Raw genomic sequence first — 18,868 nt, 5'->3', positions numbered from 1 at the left:
ATTTGAGGACAAAAAAACAGCCTCTATGGACTGTTTCTTATTTAGCAAGTTTAGCTGAAAGACGAGCTTTGTCGCGGCTTGCTTTGTTTTTGTGAATCAAACCTTTAGTTTCTGCTTTATCGATAGCTGAGCTAGCAGCACGGAAAAGTTCTTCAGATGGGTTTGCTTCGAAAGCTTTGATAGCAGTACGCATAGCTGATTTTTGAGCTGAGTTTTTTTCGTTTTGTTTAACGTTCAATTCAGCGCGTTTGATAGCTGATTTAATGTTTGCCAATGTTCTTACCTCCATATTTACTAACTATACCATTATATCTGAAAACTTACGTTTTGACAAGGGAAAATTATTTTTTTAAGTAAATTTCATCGATTTCATGGTTCTTTGTTTTATGAAGAATCACTTCTGCACGATTTCTAGTTGGTTCAATATAATTTTGTAGATTTGTGAGATTGATACTGGTCCAGACCTGATGGGCAAAGGACTCCACTTCCCCAATCGGCATTTGAGTAAAACGATAATAGTAACTATCAGGGTCGTTTTGGGCTAGGCTCAGCATCTTCAAGAAACGGTCCAGATACCAACTCTCGATGTCATCGACTGCAGCATCAACATAGATGGAAAAGTCAAAGAAGTCAGTAATGTAGAGACGCTCGTTTTGTGGATTTTGAAAGACATTTATTCCCTCAACAATGACAAAATCAGCAGCTTTGACGCTTTGCTTTTCCTCGGGTACGATGTCGTAGACTTCATGAGAATAGACAGGAATATCTACATCTTGTCCATTTTTGATGTGATCCAGGAAGTTGAGAAGAGCTTCCATATCATAGCTTTCAGGAAATCCCTTGCGATTTAAAATCCCTTGTTCAATCAAGGTCTGGTTGGGATAGAGAAAGCCGTCAGTTGTTACCAACTCAACCGTAGCATCTGTAAGTGTACGGGACAGAAGGATTTGAAGTAGGCGACTGGTTGTGGATTTTCCAACGGCAACACTCCCAGAAACACCAATGATAAAAGGCTGGGATTTGCTTTCACGTTGAAGGAAAATCCCTTTTGAAAAGGCCAAATCATCCTTGGTACGCTTGTAAATCTGGATGAGATGGGCTAGGGGGAGATAGACATCGGTAACATCCTGCAAGCTAATCTGGTCATTAAAACTCTTGATGGATTCTAATTCCTCTTCTGTCAAAGGAGGTGTTGTCTTTCGATGTAACGATTGCCAAGTCTGGCGGCTGATTTTTTCAAAATGTAAAAATTCGTTGGTCATTTGTTTTCCCCTAGATATTTTGTTTATCATACCATAAAAAGCTAAAAAAATAAAGCGGTTTCTTGAATGTAGTAAATCAATATTATATAATAGAGGTAGATAGAGGATGAACAATTTATTGATGAAGTAGGAGCTACTTTCTCCTGACTTATAAGCTAATAAAGGGGGCTTTGGGATTCACAACTTATAGGAGGTGTGTCATGAAAATCTTAAAAAGTTACATATTGGAACTCTGTTTTATTTTAAGTTTTGCACTACCTTTTTTAAAAGGAGCGAATGCGGATAATGGTAGACGTTTTGTGGAAACCTATTACGGTTTTACTTTTTTGATGGAACATGCCATTGTAACAGCTGTCTTTATCTGTTCGCTCTTGATTGCTTTCTTCCTAAAAAAACGGTGGACGAAATGGCTTGCTGCTGGTAGTTATTTCTTTTTAGTTCTATGGATTGCTACAGAGGGTTATTTCTTCCGCATGTCACTAGAAGATTTAATCCGACTTTGGACAAGTTTGGAATTCCTGACAAAAACGTATCAGTTGGGCTTTTATCTAAACATCTTATTGGGAATCCTGTTGATAATTAAGTATCTGAAGGTTAAGCAATAGTAATAATAAATACGCCCGATTATAGATGATAAACTTTTTGTTTTATCCTGACTATGATATTTCTAGTTCTAAATGGTTTATCATTTATCTATAAGTGTTGAAAGAGATTGAAGAAAAGGTTTTACCTACTAGCTTTCTTCAGTCTTTTTCGTTTTATTATCAATTTGTAAACGATTTACAATTTAAGTCAAATTATGGTAAAATAGTTTCATGAGTAAAATGTATTATGTAGAGAATCCTGACGCTGCTCACGACATTCATGAGTTGAGAGTGGACTTGTTGGGAGAAAAAATGACCTTTTTGACGGATGCTGGTGTTTTTAGCAAGAAAATGGTTGACTTTGGAAGTCAACTCTTGCTCAAGTGTCTTGAGGTCAACCAAGGAGAAACTGTCCTTGATGTAGGCTGTGGTTACGGGCCTTTGGGCTTGTCCTTGGCTAAGGCTTATGGAGTTCAGGCGACCATGGTCGATATTAATAATCGTGCCTTGGATTTGGCGCGACAAAATGCTGAACGAAATAAAGTAGAAGCGACGATTTTCCAGTCTAACATCTATGAACAAGTTGAAGGCACATTTGACCACGTCATTTCCAATCCTCCTATCCGTGCGGGCAAGCAAGTGGTTCATGAAATCATTGAGAAAAGTAAAGATTTCTTGGAAACTGGTGGAGATTTAACAATTGTTATCCAGAAAAAACAAGGGGCCCCAAGTGCTAAGTCTAAGATGGAAGATGTGTTTGGCAATTGTGAAGTCGTTAAAAAAGATAAGGGATACTATATCCTTAGAAGTGTGAAAGAATGAGAGCAGTTGATTTAATCCAAAAGAAACGAGACGGTCAAGAATTGACTTCGAGTGAAATTGAATGGCTGGTAGAAGGCTATGTGTCAGGAACTGTTCCTGATTATCAGATGTCTGCCTTTGCTATGGCTGTTTATTTCAAAGGAATGACGACTCGAGAAATCTCTGACCTAACTATGAAGATGGTCAAGACAGGGCAAGAGTTTGATTTATCAGCTATTGATGGGGTTAAGGTTGACAAGCATTCTACGGGTGGTGTTGGTGATAAGGTAACCTTGATTTTGGCTCCTCTTGTTGCTAGCTTTGGTGTGCCTGTAGCCAAAATGAGTGGTCGTGGTCTCGGCCATACAGGCGGAACAATTGATAAATTGGAGTCCATTAAGGGTTATCAAGTAGAACGTAGTCAAGAGGATTTCATTAATCAAGTGCAGGATATTGGAGTATCTGTCATTGGGCAATCAGACCAGCTGGTTAAAGCGGATAAGCTTCTCTACGCTCTCCGTGATGTGACCGCAACTGTCGACACGATTCCTTTGATTGCGAGTTCGGTGATGAGCAAGAAAATTGCGGCAGGGGCAGATGCTATTTTGCTAGATGTGACTGTCGGTGAGGGTGCCTTCATGAAGACGGTTGATGAGGCGCGTGAATTGGCTCAAACCATGGTGGATCTTGGTAAGGCTGTTGGCCGGAAGACGGTAGCAGTGATTACGGATATGAGTCAGCCATTGGGACGAGCGATTGGAAATCGTCTGGAGATCCTTGAAGCACTGGAGATTTTACAAGGTCAAGGCCGCCAGGATATTACCCACTTCATCTGTGAATTGGCTCAAATTATGCTTGGTTTGGCTAATGTGAACAAGACAGTGGAAGAAGTTCGCCAACATCTTGACAATGGTAAGGCACTGGCTAAGTTTGAGGAAATGGTCCAAGCCCAAGGTGGAGATTTAGAAGACTTGTATCGTCCTGTAAATGTAGCCCATGTAGTGGAAATCCCTGCTCAGGAAACGGGTGTCATTTCAGCTCTTCCAGCTATGGAATTTGGGCTTTATGCTATGAGACTGGGGGCAGGCCGTGCAGTCAAGTCTGATGCCTTAGACTATGAAACAGGAATTGTTTTTGAAAAGAAAGTTGGAGATTCCGTTCAAAAGGGAGAAATTGTTGCAAAAGTATACACAAATGGAAAAATTTCTCCTCAGCTAGTTACAGATTTTCAAAAATATGTTAAAATAAATGATAGTGTGCAAAGTTTACGAGAAATTATAGAAATAATCTCATAAACTGCAGGAGAATCCGAATATGAAATTAAATAAATATATCGATCATACACTTTTGAAACAAGATGCGACAGTAAATCAAATTGATTGTTTGTTGTCTGAAGCTAGAGAGTATGATTTTGCCAGTGTTTGCGTCAATCCGACCTGGGTTAAATATGCTAAAAAAGGGCTTGAAGGAACAGATGTCAAGGTCTGCACAGTAGTTGGTTTCCCCTTGGGAGCAACAACTTCAGCCGTGAAATCATTTGAAACCAAAGAAGCTATCCAAAATGGAGCAGATGAGATTGATATGGTGATCAATGTTGGAGCTCTCAAATCAGGTAATCTTGATTTGGTTGAATCGGACATCCGTGCTGTTGTAGAAGCAAGTGGTGACAAGTTAGTAAAAGTCATTATTGAAGCATGCCTTCTGACTGACCAAGAAAAAGTTGTGGCTTGCCAATTAGCTCAAAAAGCTGGAGCTGATTTCGTTAAAACATCTACTGGCTTTTCAACTGGTGGTGCGACGGTAGCAGATGTTAGATTAATGCGTGAAACAGTTGGACTAGAAATGGGTGTCAAGGCTGCTGGTGGAGCTCGTTCTTATGCAGATGCTCTTGCATTTTTAGAAGCAGGGGCGACCCGTATCGGAACTTCAGCTGGGGTAGCAATTCTAAAAGGAGAATTGGCAGATGGCGACTACTGAGTTGATTGAACTGGCAATTGAAACCAGCAAACATGCCTATGTGCCTTATTCTCACTTTCCTATCGGAGCAGTTTTAGTGGCAAAAGACGGAAGTGTTTACACGGGAGTGAATATCGAAAATGCTAGCTATCCTTTGACCAATTGCGGTGAGAGAACAGCCATTTTTAAAGCAGTTTCCGAAGGACAAAGAGAGTTTTCAGAATTGATTGTCTATGGAGAGACTGAAAAACCAATCTCACCATGTGGTGCTTGTCGCCAAGTAATGGTCGAATTTTTTGAACAAGATCTAAAAGTGACCTTAGTCGCAAAAGATAAATCGACGGTCGAGATGACGGTCGGGGAATTACTTCCATACTCTTTTACAGACTTAAACTAGTCTGAGTCGCTCTCTGAGTGGCACGGTCCTTGTGGCCAACCAATCCATACTTGCAACATCGTTGCACATCTTATTTAGGAGGTTCAGTAATGAACAAGAAACAATGGCTAGGCCTTGGTCTAGTTGCAGTAGCAGCAGTTGGACTTGCTGCATGTGGTAACCGCTCTTCTCGTAACGCAGCTTCATCTTCTGATGTGAAGACAAAAGCAGCAATCGTCACTGATACTGGTGGTGTTGATGACAAATCATTCAACCAATCAGCTTGGGAAGGTTTGCAAGACTGGGGTAAAGAACACAATCTTTCAAAAGATAAAGGCTTTACTTATTTCCAATCAACAAGTGAAGCTGACTACGCTAACAACTTGCAACAAGCGGCTGGAAGTTACAACCTGATCTTCGGTGTTGGTTTTGCCCTTCACAATGCAGTTGAAGAAGCAGCAAAAGACCACTCTGACTTGAACTATGTCTTGATTGATGATGTGATTAAAGATCAAAAGAATGTTGCTAGCGTAACTTTCGCTGACAATGAATCTGCTTATCTCGCAGGTGTTGCAGCAGCTAAAACAACTAAGACAAAACAAGTTGGTTTTGTAGGTGGTATGGAGTCTGAAGTTATCTCTCGTTTTGAAGCTGGTTTCAAGGCAGGTGTTGCCTCGGTAGATTCATCTATAAAAGTACAAGTTGACTATGCTGGTTCATTTAATGATAATGCCAAAGGTAAAACAATTGCAGCGGCACAATACGCAGCTGGTGCAGACGTTGTTTACCAAGTAGCTGGTGGTACAGGTGCAGGTGTCTTTGCAGAAGCAAAATCACTCAATGAGAGCCGTCCTGAAAGTGAAAAAGTTTGGGTTATCGGTGTTGACCGTGACCAAGAAGTAGAAGGTAAATACACTTCTAAAGATGGTAAAGAATCAAACTTTGTTCTTGTATCTACTTTGAAACAAGTTGGCACAACTGTAAAAGATATTTCTAACAAAGCAGAAAAAGGTGAGTTCCCTGGCGGTCAAGTAATCGTTTACTCATTGAAAGATAAAGGTGTTGACTTGGCAGTAACAAACCTTTCAGAAGAAGGTAAAAAAGCTGTTGAAGATGCAAAAGCTAAAATCCTTGATGGAAGCGTAAAAGTTCCTGCAAAATAATGGATGGAAGTCATTTCTTAGGAAGCGGCCCTCGGCCGCTTTTTTAAGAGTTGAGACAAAATCATTTTGTCTCAGTAAAGCTTGCTACTAGACAAACTAGCAAGTTTTATTGAAATAAAATAAGACTCTGAAAGGAAGAGCACATGGCACACGAAAATGTCATTGAGATGCGTGATATTACCAAGGTGTTTGGTGAATTTGTTGCCAACGACAAAATCAACCTGCACCTACGAAAAGGTGAAATTCATGCACTTTTAGGAGAAAATGGGGCTGGAAAGTCCACGCTAATGAATATGTTAGCAGGGCTTCTTGAACCAACCAGTGGTGAAATTGTGGTCAACGGTCAAGTTGTCAATCTCGATTCACCATCTAAAGCAGCTAGCTTGGGAATCGGAATGGTTCACCAGCACTTTATGTTGGTAGAAGCCTTCACAGTGGCTGAAAACATCATTTTAGGTAGTGAATTGACTAAAAATGGTGTGCTAGATATCGCTGGAGCTAGCAAAGAAATCAAGGCTCTTTCTGAACGTTATGGCTTAGCTGTTGACCCTTCTGCCAAGGTAGCAGATATCTCAGTTGGAGCCCAACAACGTGTAGAAATTTTAAAAACCCTTTATCGGGGAGCTGATATCCTTATCTTTGACGAACCAACGGCTGTCTTGACTCCATCAGAAATTGATGAGTTGATGGCTATTATGAAAAATCTTGTCGAAGAAGGGAAATCAATTATCTTGATCACTCACAAGTTGGATGAGATTCGAGCAGTTTCTGACCGCGTTACAGTTATCCGTCGTGGGAAGTCAATTGAAACTGTAGAAATTGCAGGAGCTACCAATGCTGATTTGGCGGAAATGATGGTGGGACGTTCTGTTTCCTTTAAGACAGAGAAACAAGCTTCTCAACCAAAAGAAGTAGTCTTGTCAATCAAAGATTTGGTGGTCAATGAAAACCGTGGTGTCCCAGCTGTCAAAAATCTATCCTTGGATGTTCGTGCGGGAGAGATTGTTGGTATTGCGGGGATTGATGGAAATGGTCAGTCTGAACTGATTCAAGCCATTACAGGCCTTCGGAAGGTTGAATCTGGTAGCATTGAGCTAAAAGGAGATTCAATTGTAGGCTTGCATCCACGTCAGATTACAGAGTTGAGTGTTGGGCACGTTCCAGAAGACCGTCACCGTGATGGTTTGATTTTGGAAATGATGATTTCTGAGAATATTGCCCTTCAAACCTACTATAAAGAACCACATAGTAAAAATGGAATTTTGAACTATTCAAATATTACTTCGTATGCTAAAAAGCTAATGGAAGAGTTTGATGTTCGTGCTGCCAGCGAATTTGTTCCTGCAGCTGCACTCTCAGGAGGAAATCAACAAAAAGCAATTATTGCTCGTGAAATTGATCGGGATCCTGAACTCCTTATCGTCAGCCAACCAACTCGTGGTTTGGATGTCGGTGCCATTGAATATATCCACAAACGCTTGATTGAAGAGCGTGATAATGGAAAGGCTGTCCTTGTTGTCAGCTTTGAATTGGATGAGATTTTAAACGTCTCAGACCGTATTGCCGTTATCCATGATGGTAAGATTCAAGGTATTGTATCACCAGAAACAACCAATAAACAAGAACTTGGTGTCTTGATGGCTGGTGGAAACTTGGGAAAGGAGAAGAGTGATGTCTAAAAAATTACAACAAATTTCGGTTCCCTTGATTTCTGTCTTCCTAGGAATTTTACTTGGAGCCATTGTCATGTGGATCTTCGGCTATGATGCTATTTGGGGCTACGAAGAATTGTTCTATACAGCCTTTGGTAGTCTGCGTGGGATTGGAGAAATCTTCCGTGCTATGGGGCCTTTGGTCTTGATTGGTCTGGGTTTTGCCGTTGCCAGTCGCGCAGGTTTCTTTAACGTCGGGCTTCCTGGTCAGGCTTTGGCAGGTTGGATTCTCAGTGGTTGGTTTGCCTTGTCTCATCCAGATATGCCACGTCCCTTGATGATTCTAGCAACTATCGTGATTGCCCTGATTGCTGGTGGGATTGTCGGCGCCATTCCAGGTATTCTGAGAGCCTATCTGGGGACGTCAGAGGTTATCGTAACCATCATGATGAACTACATTGTCTTGTATGTAGGGAATGCCTTTATCCATGCTTTCCCTAAAGACTTTATGCAAAGTACAGATTCGACGATTCGTGTTGGGGCTAATGCAACCTATCAGACTCCTTGGTTGTCCGAATTGACTGGTAATTCGCGGATGAATATTGGTATTTTCTTTGCCATCATTGCCGTTGCAGTTATTTGGTTCATGCTCAAGAAAACAACCCTTGGTTTTGAAATTCGTGCGGTTGGTCTTAATCCACACGCATCGGAATACGCTGGTATTTCTGCCAAACGAACAATTATCCTCTCAATGATTATTTCAGGTGCTTTGGCAGGTCTTGGTGGAGCTGTTGAAGGCCTTGGAACCTTCCAGAACGTTTATGTTCAGGGTTCGTCATTAGCTGTCGGATTTAACGGGATGGCGGTTAGTTTGCTTGCAGCCAACTCACCAATTGGTATTCTCTTTGCAGCCTTCCTATTTGGTGTTCTCCAAGTTGGAGCCCCTGGTATGAATGCGGCGCAGGTACCGTCTGAACTTGTCAGCATTGTAACAGCGTCTATTATCTTCTTTGTCAGTGTTCATTACCTTATCGAACGCTTTGTCAAACCGAAAAAACAAGTTAAAGGAGGTAAGTAAAGATGTCTATTACAACCTTGCTCACCCTCTTGGTGTCTTCTATGCTGATTTACTCAGCGCCCCTCATCTTTACAAGTATCGGTGGTGTTTTCTCTGAACGTGGTGGTGTGGTAAACGTCGGTCTTGAAGGAATTATGGTTATGGGTGCCTTTTCTGGAGTTGTCTTTAACCTTGAATTTGCAGAACAATTTGGAGCAGCAACTCCATGGCTATCCTTACTTGTAGCAGGATTGGTAGGGGGGCTTTTCTCCATCATCCACGCAGCGGCGACGGTTCATTTCCGTGCAGACCATGTTGTCAGCGGTACGGTATTGAACTTGATGGCGCCAGCCTTGGCTGTTTTCTTGGTGAAAGTACTTTATAACAAAGGACAAACCGACAACCTAAGTCAGACTTTTGGACGCTTTGATTTCCCAGTCTTGGCAAATATCCCAGTGATTGGTGATATCTTCTTCAAGTCAACTAGTCTACTTGGTTATCTAGCGATTGCCTTCTCATTCCTTGCTTGGTTTATCCTCTTCAAGACTCGCTTTGGTCTTCGTCTCCGCTCTGTCGGTGAACACCCTCAAGCAGCGGATACTTTGGGAATCAATGTCTACAAGATGAGATATTTAGGGGTTATTATTTCAGGTTTCCTAGGTGGAATTGGCGGAGCGATTTATGCTCAATCCATCTCAGTTAACTTCTCGGTGACAACTATTGTTGGACCTGGATTTATCGCCCTTGCTGCGATGATTTTCGGGAAATGGAATCCAATCGGAGCCATGCTATCTAGTCTCTTCTTTGGACTTTCACAAAGTTTGGCTGTTATCGGTTCTCAATTGCCATTCCTACAAGGTGTGCCAACAGTTTATCTTCAAATCGCACCTTATGTTTTGACAATTCTTGTCTTGGCAGCCTTCTTTGGAAAAGCGGTAGCACCAAAAGCAGATGGTATTAACTATATCAAATCAAAATAAGCATACAAAAAAACGTCAGTACAGAACTGGCGTTTTATTTTTTAGGATGTTGGTGAGTTAGGTTCAATCCCCAAGGGACCAAATTTTCAGTTTTATTTTTGATACGAGCGATATTGTCCTTATGACGAATGATAATCAGACTAGCAAGAGCTAGGATAATAGCGATGAAGAGAGGGTCATAGTTACTCAGGATAAAACCCAAAAGTGGAAAAAGTAGAACCCCGATAACAGCCGCGATAGATGCTGTGACACTAGATAGTGAAATCATACTACCAAGATAGAGGGTTCCAAAGAAAACAACTGCAAGGTAGAGACAGAAGACAGGTGCAAATCCGAAAACCACTCCAGCACTGGTTGCGACAGCCTTGCCACCCTTAAATCCTGCAAAGATAGGGAAGGTATGTCCAATGACAGCCAAAAGTCCAAAGATGAGAGGCGAAACGCCTTGCAGATGAAACATAATCGGAAGAAGTGTTGCTAGGGTTCCTTTGAAAAAGTCAATCACAAAGGTTGTCATACCAGCTTTCTTACCTAAAATGCGGAAGGTATTGGTTGTTCCGGTATTTCCAGAACCATGCTCGCGCAGATTGATTTGAAAGAATACTTGTCCAATCCAGAGACCAGACGGAATCGAACCCAGCAGATAGGCTAGGATTAATAAAACTATTGTAATCATACTACTATTATATCATGAAATGGAGAAGAAAGGCAGAGAATCTCTTCTGAAATTGTCACAGCGGAGAAAGAAAAATTTTGCAAAATCCTTAGAAAACCTGTAGAATAGTAAAGATGAACGAATAGGAGGTTCCTTGTGTCAAAAAAGGAAATCAATATTAATAATTATAATGATGATGCCATTCAGGTGCTAGAAGGGTTGGATGCGGTCCGAAAACGTCCGGGGATGTATATCGGATCAACCGATGGTGCTGGTCTCCACCACCTAGTCTGGGAAATCGTCGATAATGCTGTCGATGAAGCCTTGTCTGGATTTGGTGACCGTATTGATGTGACCATCAATAAAGATGGCAGTTTAACGGTTCAAGACCACGGACGTGGGATGCCGACAGGTATGCACGCTATGGGAATTCCAACAGTTGAGGTAATCTTTACCATTCTCCACGCTGGAGGAAAATTTGGTCAAGGTGGCTACAAAACATCAGGTGGTCTCCACGGGGTGGGTTCTTCCGTAGTTAACGCCCTTTCTAGCTGGCTAGAAGTTGAAATCACTCGTGCTGGTGCAATCTACAAGCAACGTTTTGAAAATGGTGGCAAACCTGTTACGACTTTGAAGAAAATCGGTACAGCGCCTAAGTCTAAGACAGGTACCAAGGTTACGTTTATGCCTGATTCGACTATCTTTTCTACGACAGACTTCAAGTACAATACCATTTCAGAGCGCCTCAATGAATCAGCCTTTCTCTTGAAAAATGTGACCTTGTCCTTGACGGACAAACGAACAGATGAAGCGATTGAATTCCACTATGAGAATGGGGTACAAGACTTTGTTTCTTATCTGAACGAAGACAAGGAAACCTTGACGCCAGTCCTTTACTTTGAAGGGGAAGACAATGGTTTCCAAGTGGAAGTAGCTCTCCAGTACAATGATGGATTTTCAGATAACATTCTGTCCTTTGTCAATAACGTTCGTACCAAGGACGGCGGAACGCATGAGACAGGACTCAAATCTGCTATCACTAAGGTCATGAATGACTATGCGCGTAAGACAGGGCTTCTCAAGGAAAAAGATAAAAACCTTGAAGGTTCAGACTATCGTGAGGGACTAGCAGCCGTTCTTTCTATCTTGGTTCCTGAAGAACATCTCCAGTTTGAAGGACAGACCAAGGACAAACTAGGAAGTCCACTAGCTCGCCCAGTTGTGGATGGCATTGTGGCGGATAAGTTGACCTTCTTCCTTATGGAAAATGGGGAATTGGCTTCGAACCTCATCCGCAAGGCTATTAAGGCCCGTGATGCTCGTGAGGCAGCACGTAAGGCGCGTGATGAAAGCCGAAATGGTAAGAAAAATAAAAAAGACAAGGGCTTACTTTCTGGTAAATTAACCCCAGCCCAGTCTAAAAATCCAGCTAAGAACGAACTCTATCTGGTCGAGGGTGACTCTGCCGGTGGATCTGCCAAACAAGGACGTGATCGTAAGTTCCAGGCAATCTTGCCTCTTCGTGGTAAGGTTATCAATACAGCCAAGGCCAAGATGGCGGATATCCTCAAAAATGAGGAAATTAACACCATGATTTATACTATCGGTGCGGGTGTGGGAGCAGACTTCTCTATTGAAGATGCCAACTATGACAAAATCATTATCATGACCGATGCGGATACTGACGGTGCCCATATTCAAACCTTGCTCTTGACATTTTTCTACCGCTACATGCGTCCGCTAGTCGAGGCAGGACATGTCTATATCGCCCTACCGCCTCTTTACAAGATGTCCAAAGGGAAAGGCAAGAAAGAAGAAGTGGCCTATGCTTGGACGGACGGTGAGTTAGAAGAACTACGGAAGCAGTTTGGCAAAGGAGCTACCCTCCAACGCTACAAGGGGCTTGGAGAGATGAATGCAGACCAGCTCTGGGAAACAACCATGAATCCAGAAACGCGTACTCTTATCCGTGTTACAATCGAAGACTTAGCACGCGCCGAACGCCGTGTCAACGTCCTCATGGGAGACAAGGTTGAACCACGCCGTAAGTGGATTGAAGATAATGTCAAGTTTACGCTGGAGGAGACAACAGCATTTTAAGAGATAAAGGATAAGAAAATGGTTGAAAAGAATGTTGATTTATTAGTGTCGTCTAAACTAAAGGAACAAGGATATACTGATAATGATATAAATTATGGTTATAGCTTACCATCTACTGGTAATAAGGATTTTACACCAGATAAAGGGACAGAATATAATTCTAAGTCAGGCAAGAAAACAAGAGCAGAGTTTGAATTCCTTATTTTTGCTGGAGGAGGAAAACAAAAAACTGAACAATTAATTCTTATAGAAGACAAGGATAGTTCAGATAAATTGGGCAGCGAGAAGGATATTACTAATAAGAAAAAGTTATATCAATTAGCTGTTACTGATGGTTTCTTTTATGCCTATGATTTGTTATCCAAAACTGAAAAGGTAAAATCAATATTAGTACTTGCGGTAGCTGGAGATAAATTAAAAACCTCAGCAATATTTGTATACAAGAATTCGGAAATTATTGATAAGTACAGTAAATATTCTCCAATCAAAGTTGATGATGAAATTTCATACATTTTCTTAGAAAAGTGGAATGATTGGGAACAATTATCTATTGATAATTTCCACACTTATCTTAACGAAGAAATTTTAGGCTTAAATTCTCCAGATAATGAAATCAATCTTGCTCATATTAGGACTGTTGCAGGTAAGTTATCAAATACTATTGATAAAAGATTAAAATTAGATCCTTTTAAACGACTCTTGCTTGTTTCAGGTCTTCTTCTCGGGATTAATGAAGATGAAGATTTAATTAAAAGCTTTAAGAAACCATATGGTGCTCAAGATTTATATAATCGAATTGAGGCAGCCTTACCAGAATCTAAATTTAGTTCTGACAAGAAACAGCAACTGCTGAATAGTTTTAGTTTTATTAAAGATGATAAAAAAATTACAACAGAATTACCTAGTAAAAATAAGGATAAGAAAGAATATCCTCTTGACATTATAGCCAAGGAGTTAAGTAAAGATTCTCGGATTGGTTATTCAATTTTAGATTTGATGAAACAGTCTAGTCATATTGATTTACTTGGAAACTTATTTGATGTATTCACTAAATATATGAGTGTAGGCGGAGCTAGCGGTGATATCGTTTTAACTCCAAGTCATATTACTAAATTTATGGCAGAAGTTATTGATGTTAGTCCAACAGATTATGTTATTGATATTACAGTTGGAACCGCTGGATTTTTGATTTCTGCAATGACAGTTATGGATGAAAAAGTTGATAATAATGCTTCTTTAACAGTAAGAGAAAAGAATAAACAGAAAAAAATGATTAAAGAAAATCAACTTTGGGGAATTGAGTACGATTCAAACATGTATGCTACAGCAGTTACAAATATGCTCTTACATGGTGATGGGAAAAGTCATATTTTTCATGGAGATTCTGAAAACAGACGTGACTTAACTAGCGGTAAAAGTTTTGATGAAATTTTTGAAGATGTTCAGTTTGATAAATTATTATTTAACCCACCTTATGACAATCAAGATAAATTTGTAAAAAATGGGCTCGATATCTTGCGGAAGGGTGGGAAAGCTGCCATTATTATTCCCAAACAAACATTTAATAAAGGTGGAAAAGTTGTTGATGAAATTTTTGAAAGTCATCGTTTGGAAGCTGTTTTTGATTTGCCAGCTGGCCAGTTTAAAAAGAAAAGTGGCACAGTTGGTACTGATGTTGCAATCTTTATTTTTACAGCCCATGAGTCACACGACTTTAAAAAAGATTATGTAACCTTTATCAAGTTATTGAAAGATGAGGTTGGAACAAAAGGAAATCTTAAAGGAGTAGCAAGTACAAAAACTGATCGAATCTACAAACGTATGTTAGAATTTGCCCAGAGTGGCTATCGAGATCTATCCATTTTGAAGAACAGGGTATATTTTGCAGAACCTTTAACAGTGTTATTGGAAAAAGGCAAATATATGTATAGAAATTATGAACCGAAACCTGATATTATTCCCACAGAAGAAGATTTTATGGAAACTGTTGGAGAATATCTTGAGTTTTTGTTGATGGAATCATATCGTATTATGGAGGAAGAAGCAGATGACGATATATAAAGATTTCCATATGTCACAAATTTTTGAATTTAGTGAAACGAAAGCAAAAATTAATGCAAATACTATCTCAAGTTTTAACGGGAAATACCCATATGTGACGAGAAGTGAGAAAAATAATGGAGTACAAGGTTATATCAGCTATCCTAAAAAATATCTTAATGATGCGAATACAATAAGTCTAGGAATGGACACAGCAACCTTTTTTTACCAAAAAGATCCATATTTTACTGGTGATAAGGTAAAGATATTATCCTTGATAAATAAAGAAGTTAATCTGAAGAGTGTTCATCCCTATCTATTAACATCTATTAAGAAAGCTTTTTCAACCTTCGGATGGGGAACTAATTCATACGATAGTAAGATTCTTAAGTCTGTTACTATTAAACTTCCTGTTAAGTCTGATACTGATTTAGAACCAGATTGGGAGTATATGGCGAATTATGTTAAAAACACTACACCAAATTATTTAGATGTAATTAATAAGCAAGGAAAAAGTCGAATAAATAAAATCCGAAATAAAAAAACTGGAATTGCAAAGCTATTAAATATTACGGATTATGAATTGAGTAGAGAAGAAATTAATCTGATTAATCAGTTTCCTCTCAAAAATTGGAAAGAGATTTCTGTTTCAAAAATTTTTGACATTATTGATCGAGGTAAGAGATTAATTGAAGCACAAAGAATTCCAGGTAGTCTTCCCTTTGTCACAGCTGGTGTTGGTAAGCAAGGAATATCAGGTTACATTTCAAATCCGGATATTAAAGTTTTCCCTGCCAACAGCTTAACTATTGATATGTTTGGAAAAGTGTTTTATCGGGATTTTAATTATGGAGCTGATGATCATGTTGCAGTATTAGCAAGATCGGATAATTCATTATCAAAAGAGGTTTTGCTTTTTATTGCCCCAATTATTGAAAAAGCTATTCGAGGGCAATTTGATTATTCTCAAAATTTTTACGCATCTGATGTTTATGACATTGTCATCAAATTACCCTATTTAGAGGATGATGATATTCCAGATTACAAATATATAGAGGCCTTTTCGAAAGTTATGGTAAAAAAATCAATTCAACGCTACGAGCAAGAGATTGCTCGACACGAGCAAGAGATTGCTCTTACTATTAGTAATTTTTTAGAAAATCTATAAAGAATTGTTAATACTTCACTCGTTCGATCTTCGGACAAGGCTTTTCTTGGTAAATTCTATTTGTCCGAAAATCGGACGAGTGTATTTTGAGTAAAAGACGAACTTTTGTTTTTGGAGGAGCTCTTGCAGGAGCAAAAAACTTTTTCCGAGAATCGGATGAAGTAAAAAGTACATTAAAATAAAAAAATTAGGAGATTATCCAGATAAAAAAATTTATGGAATTAGCAGTTTAGATACAAAAGCTTTAGAAAACAACGAATTCTTCCAACTTCTATCTGAGAGCAGGGACGAGTTGAGGGCTTTTACAAAAGCCAATAAGTCTAAGCAGGTTTACGCAACGAAGCTTAGGGATATGGAGAAACTTCTTGAGACTTTGCAAGCTGCTTTGCACCGTTCCAAGGCCAGTCAAACGGTGGCTAGTCTGGAAATGTCTGATCGTGAGCGTGATGATGCGCTTTCTATCTTGACTGGTCTGGTCAAGGCCTTCTCTCGTGTGAAAGAGGCAAGTAGCAAGGAAGCTTACGACAAACTCAGCAAACTTTTCAAAAATTATGCTGGGCTAACGAATATGAGCTACGAAAAAGAGACAGAAGCTATTAACCATTTGCTCAAGGAACTAAAAGATACTGACTACCAAACTGCCCTTTCAACCCTGCATTTGACAACTCATGTAGAAACCTTGACAAAGGAGCAGACTCAGTTTGAAAAAGCTTATAAGGAGCGCTTGGCTGAGCAAAAAGGAAAGGCACCTAGTCAAAATAAGGAAGTTCGTGCGAAACTACAAGAAATCTATGACTTCCTTGTGGATTTTACTGCAATCAACGCCTATTCTTATCCAGATAAAAAGCAGTATGCCGATCTCCGTGACCATCTCAACGCTATCCGTAGTCGCTATAAAAAATTAACACCAAAGAAAAGCAAGCAAGAAGCAGTAGCTGAGGAAAAGTAGCTTTCTTCTGAAGAAGTCCCTCAAAGATAGACGAGCTTTTGTAACATAAGGCGAAGTTTTGAAGTTCTAAAAGAATAGAAATGGGAACAAACATGGTATGGGAAAATAAACTAGGCATTACAAACTCAGCCCAGTTGGCAGATGCAGAAGAAAAACTGACAAAAAAACAAGCCGCCCTGCTTTTTCAGACAGGAGCTTTGTTCAAGATGGAAGTTGGCACTTTTTCAGGGCTGTCCGCTATTCACCATTATCTCTTTTCGGTCATCTATGATTTCGCTGGAAAGGTCCGTGATGTCAATAGTGCAAAGGATAACTTTCAATTTGCTCCCCGTATTTTTTTAGAGCAATCCTTACAGTATACTGACAAACTTCTTCATGACAATTTTGATCAAGTGATTGATAAGTACGCGGATATGAATATTGCCATCCTTTCCGTGAGGGGAATGGACGTGCCATGCGGATTTGGCTAGATTGTATGCTTCGTCAGAAGCTGAGAAAGTGGTAGATTGGAACGCCATTGATAAGGATGAATACCTGAATGCCATGAAGCATAGTGGAGTGTAGACTGGAGAACTCAAGTATCTCCTCCTCGATAATCTGACGGATGACCTCACTCAGGCCCGTTTCTTTAAGGGTGTGATGCTTCATATTATTACGAAGGGTACAGCCTTTACCAGACAGGGGAGTTATAAAGTTCAAGTAAAGGTGATGATTATCTTTTTTAGGGAAACAATCGCTAAAACTATTGGAGGTGCAGGATTGATTACGTTATTAATGATACCTTTTTTCCTCGTTCTCTTGGCTATTTTTGGAATTATATATGACTTAATGACCAGTAAAGGTAGAAAAGAGTGTGCTCGCACAGTATCCTTATTTATATTGAACATCCTCACTATTGGTATCTGTCTATTAGATCTACCCATGGAAAGTAAACCATACTCAGGAATAGGGTTTATCATATTTTATGCACTTGCTTTCACCCCTTTGATGATTGTTTTCTCACTATATACCCTTTATAGGATTGGAAAACATTATAGGTATTTTAAGAGTAAGTTCGCTATAATACTTCGCTTCAATGCCAGTTTACTTTTCCTCTTTTCATTAGTAAATACTTTTGTATTATGGAGAATCTTTAAAACATACCATAAAAACGATATTACTTTACTTTATTTTATTTTAATCGTTTTAGGAATTAGTTCGACTATCCAATTGATAGTAGGAGAACTTGAGATGAAAAGAGTACGAGGCATCCAAAAACAAGAGGAGCAAGACGGCAATGAAAAATAACTCTATAAAAGATATGTGCAGACAATATAGAAGTGAAGGGCAAATGCTGAGGTTGATTTCACAGACTGCCCAAACTCTAAAAGTTGAGGCTGTCGCCATGTCTGGTTCACGGACTGATACAAAAGCACCAAAAGATGAATTTCAAGATTATGATGTTGTTTATGTCGTGGACTATTTAGATAATCTGACGAGAGACCTTTCTTGGTTGGACCGGTTTGGCAAACGTATCATTGAGCAAGAGGTTACTCTGGGACATCGCCGTCTTTATCTCATGCTTTTTGAAGATGGGAATCGCATTGATCTAACCCTCTGTCCTAAAGAAGACATCAACGAGTGGGTGGATAGCGAGGCTTGCTTCACAGTTTTAGTAGATGATAAGGGCTTGTTTGAATCCTATTCTCCCAGTCCTCAGCGTTTCTGGATACATCCAGCTAGTGAGACGGATTTTAAAAAAGCCTGCAATGAATTTTGGTGGGTGTCAGCCTACGTGGTCAAGGGTATCTGTCGCAAGCAAGTCATTTATGCCACGGACCATCTCTACGGAATTTGTCAACAAGAACTCTTGAAGGTCTTAGCTTGGCAAGTGGCAGCAGATAAGGGAACGGTCGATGTTGGCAAGAACTACAAGTGTCTCTTTAACTATATGTCTGCTGAGAAAGAGAAGGAATTCTCAAATCTGCTGGATTTTTCAAGTGTAGAGAAACTTACTCATTCATTGTTTGCTACGATGGACCTTTTCCACAGAGAAGCTCAAATCCTTGCTCAAAAGATGGGCTTTGACTATTATAAGGAAGTAGCTGAGAAGATGATTGAGTATGCTGAGGAAAGGTTGAGCTAG

General features: G+C 39.8%; 18 protein-coding genes and 1 pseudogene. 16 read left to right on the top strand and 3 right to left on the bottom strand.

Annotated features, from left to right (window positions below):
• Nucleotides 1-37: 37 nt before the first annotated feature.
• Together rpsT and coaA are read right to left on the bottom strand one after the other, a co-directional pair.
• On the bottom strand, nt 38-274 hold the full coding sequence (gene rpsT, locus JJN14_RS06210; protein WP_001274000.1) for a 30S ribosomal protein S20: 237 nt from the start codon (nt 272-274) through the stop codon (nt 38-40).
• Between the two features lie 67 nt (nt 275-341).
• A complete protein-coding gene (gene coaA, locus JJN14_RS06205) occupies nt 342-1,262 on the bottom strand; it encodes a type I pantothenate kinase (protein ID WP_004258795.1) in 921 nt (306 codons plus the stop codon).
• Nucleotides 1,263-1,462: 200 nt separating this feature from the next.
• Here coaA and JJN14_RS06200 point away from each other — a divergent pair, with 200 nt between their 5' ends.
• From JJN14_RS06200 to JJN14_RS06160, 9 genes are all read left to right on the top strand, one after another.
• Nucleotides 1,463-1,867, top strand: a complete 405-nt coding sequence (locus JJN14_RS06200; RefSeq protein ID WP_042751396.1) for a hypothetical protein — start codon at nt 1,463-1,465, stop codon at nt 1,865-1,867.
• 210 nt (nt 1,868-2,077) lie between these two features.
• Nucleotides 2,078-2,668 (top strand): class I SAM-dependent methyltransferase, encoded by a 591-nt coding sequence (locus JJN14_RS06195; protein ID WP_080709992.1) that lies wholly within the window; start codon nt 2,078-2,080, stop codon nt 2,666-2,668.
• Nucleotides 2,665-3,942 (top strand): pyrimidine-nucleoside phosphorylase, encoded by a 1,278-nt coding sequence (locus JJN14_RS06190; RefSeq protein WP_125851907.1) that lies wholly within the window; start codon nt 2,665-2,667, stop codon nt 3,940-3,942. The genes JJN14_RS06195 and JJN14_RS06190 overlap by 4 nt, the downstream gene beginning before the upstream one ends.
• 19 nt (nt 3,943-3,961) lie before the next feature.
• Complete coding sequence (gene deoC / locus JJN14_RS06185) at nt 3,962-4,624, top strand: deoxyribose-phosphate aldolase (protein ID WP_201058151.1); 663 nt, start codon at nt 3,962-3,964, stop codon at nt 4,622-4,624.
• A complete protein-coding gene (locus JJN14_RS06180) occupies nt 4,611-5,000 on the top strand; it encodes a cytidine deaminase (protein WP_042751392.1) in 390 nt (129 codons plus the stop codon). The genes deoC and JJN14_RS06180 overlap by 14 nt, the downstream gene beginning before the upstream one ends.
• A gap of 89 nt (nt 5,001-5,089) precedes the next feature.
• Nucleotides 5,090-6,142: a BMP family lipoprotein gene (locus tag JJN14_RS06175; protein WP_201058150.1), complete on the top strand. Its 1,053-nt coding sequence runs from the start codon at nt 5,090-5,092 to the stop codon at nt 6,140-6,142.
• A gap of 143 nt (nt 6,143-6,285) precedes the next feature.
• Entirely contained in the window at nt 6,286-7,821 is a 1,536-nt protein-coding gene (locus tag JJN14_RS06170) for an ABC transporter ATP-binding protein (protein WP_201058149.1), read from the top strand.
• Nucleotides 7,814-8,872: an ABC transporter permease gene (locus JJN14_RS06165; protein ID WP_000038671.1), complete on the top strand. Its 1,059-nt coding sequence runs from the start codon at nt 7,814-7,816 to the stop codon at nt 8,870-8,872. Before JJN14_RS06170 ends, JJN14_RS06165 begins: the two co-directional genes overlap by 8 nt.
• 2 nt (nt 8,873-8,874) lie before the next feature.
• Nucleotides 8,875-9,831, top strand: coding sequence for an ABC transporter permease (locus JJN14_RS06160; protein WP_033677420.1), 957 nt, complete (start codon nt 8,875-8,877; stop codon nt 9,829-9,831).
• Between the two features lie 34 nt (nt 9,832-9,865).
• Here JJN14_RS06160 and plsY read toward each other — a convergent pair whose 3' ends face one another.
• Nucleotides 9,866-10,507 carry a glycerol-3-phosphate 1-O-acyltransferase PlsY gene (gene plsY / locus JJN14_RS06155; RefSeq protein WP_201058148.1) on the bottom strand — a complete coding sequence of 214 codons (642 nt, stop codon included), beginning with the start codon at nt 10,505-10,507 and terminating at the stop codon, nt 9,866-9,868.
• Between the two features lie 135 nt (nt 10,508-10,642).
• Between plsY and parE the strand changes: the two genes are divergently transcribed.
• The 7 genes and pseudogenes from parE (at nt 10,643) to JJN14_RS06120 (ending at nt 18,868) form a co-directional block, all read left to right on the top strand.
• Nucleotides 10,643-12,586 carry a DNA topoisomerase IV subunit B gene (gene parE, locus JJN14_RS06150; protein WP_201058147.1) on the top strand — a complete coding sequence of 648 codons (1,944 nt, stop codon included), beginning with the start codon at nt 10,643-10,645 and terminating at the stop codon, nt 12,584-12,586.
• Nucleotides 12,587-12,604: 18 nt separating this feature from the next.
• Nucleotides 12,605-14,647 (top strand): HsdM family class I SAM-dependent methyltransferase, encoded by a 2,043-nt coding sequence (locus JJN14_RS06145; protein ID WP_201058146.1) that lies wholly within the window; start codon nt 12,605-12,607, stop codon nt 14,645-14,647.
• Entirely contained in the window at nt 14,634-15,794 is a 1,161-nt protein-coding gene (locus tag JJN14_RS06140; RefSeq protein WP_201058145.1) for a restriction endonuclease subunit S, read from the top strand. Before JJN14_RS06145 ends, JJN14_RS06140 begins: the two co-directional genes overlap by 14 nt.
• Before the next feature lie 178 nt (nt 15,795-15,972).
• Entirely contained in the window at nt 15,973-16,743 is a 771-nt protein-coding gene (locus JJN14_RS06135; RefSeq protein WP_201059143.1) for a DUF6261 family protein, read from the top strand.
• 92 nt (nt 16,744-16,835) lie between these two features.
• A pseudogene (gene fic, locus JJN14_RS06130) lies at nt 16,836-17,435 on the top strand (protein adenylyltransferase Fic).
• A gap of 82 nt (nt 17,436-17,517) precedes the next feature.
• A complete protein-coding gene (locus tag JJN14_RS06125; protein WP_201059142.1) occupies nt 17,518-18,030 on the top strand; it encodes a hypothetical protein in 513 nt (170 codons plus the stop codon).
• The gene (locus JJN14_RS06120) at nt 18,020-18,868 is read left to right on the top strand and encodes an aminoglycoside 6-adenylyltransferase (protein WP_201058144.1); all 849 of its coding nucleotides are present in this window, start codon (nt 18,020-18,022) and stop codon (nt 18,866-18,868) included. Before JJN14_RS06125 ends, JJN14_RS06120 begins: the two co-directional genes overlap by 11 nt.

Source organism: Streptococcus mitis (assembly GCF_016658865.1).
Taxonomy (GTDB): domain Bacteria; phylum Bacillota; class Bacilli; order Lactobacillales; family Streptococcaceae; genus Streptococcus; species Streptococcus mitis_BT.
This window is presented reverse-complemented; position numbering and strand designations above follow the sequence as displayed.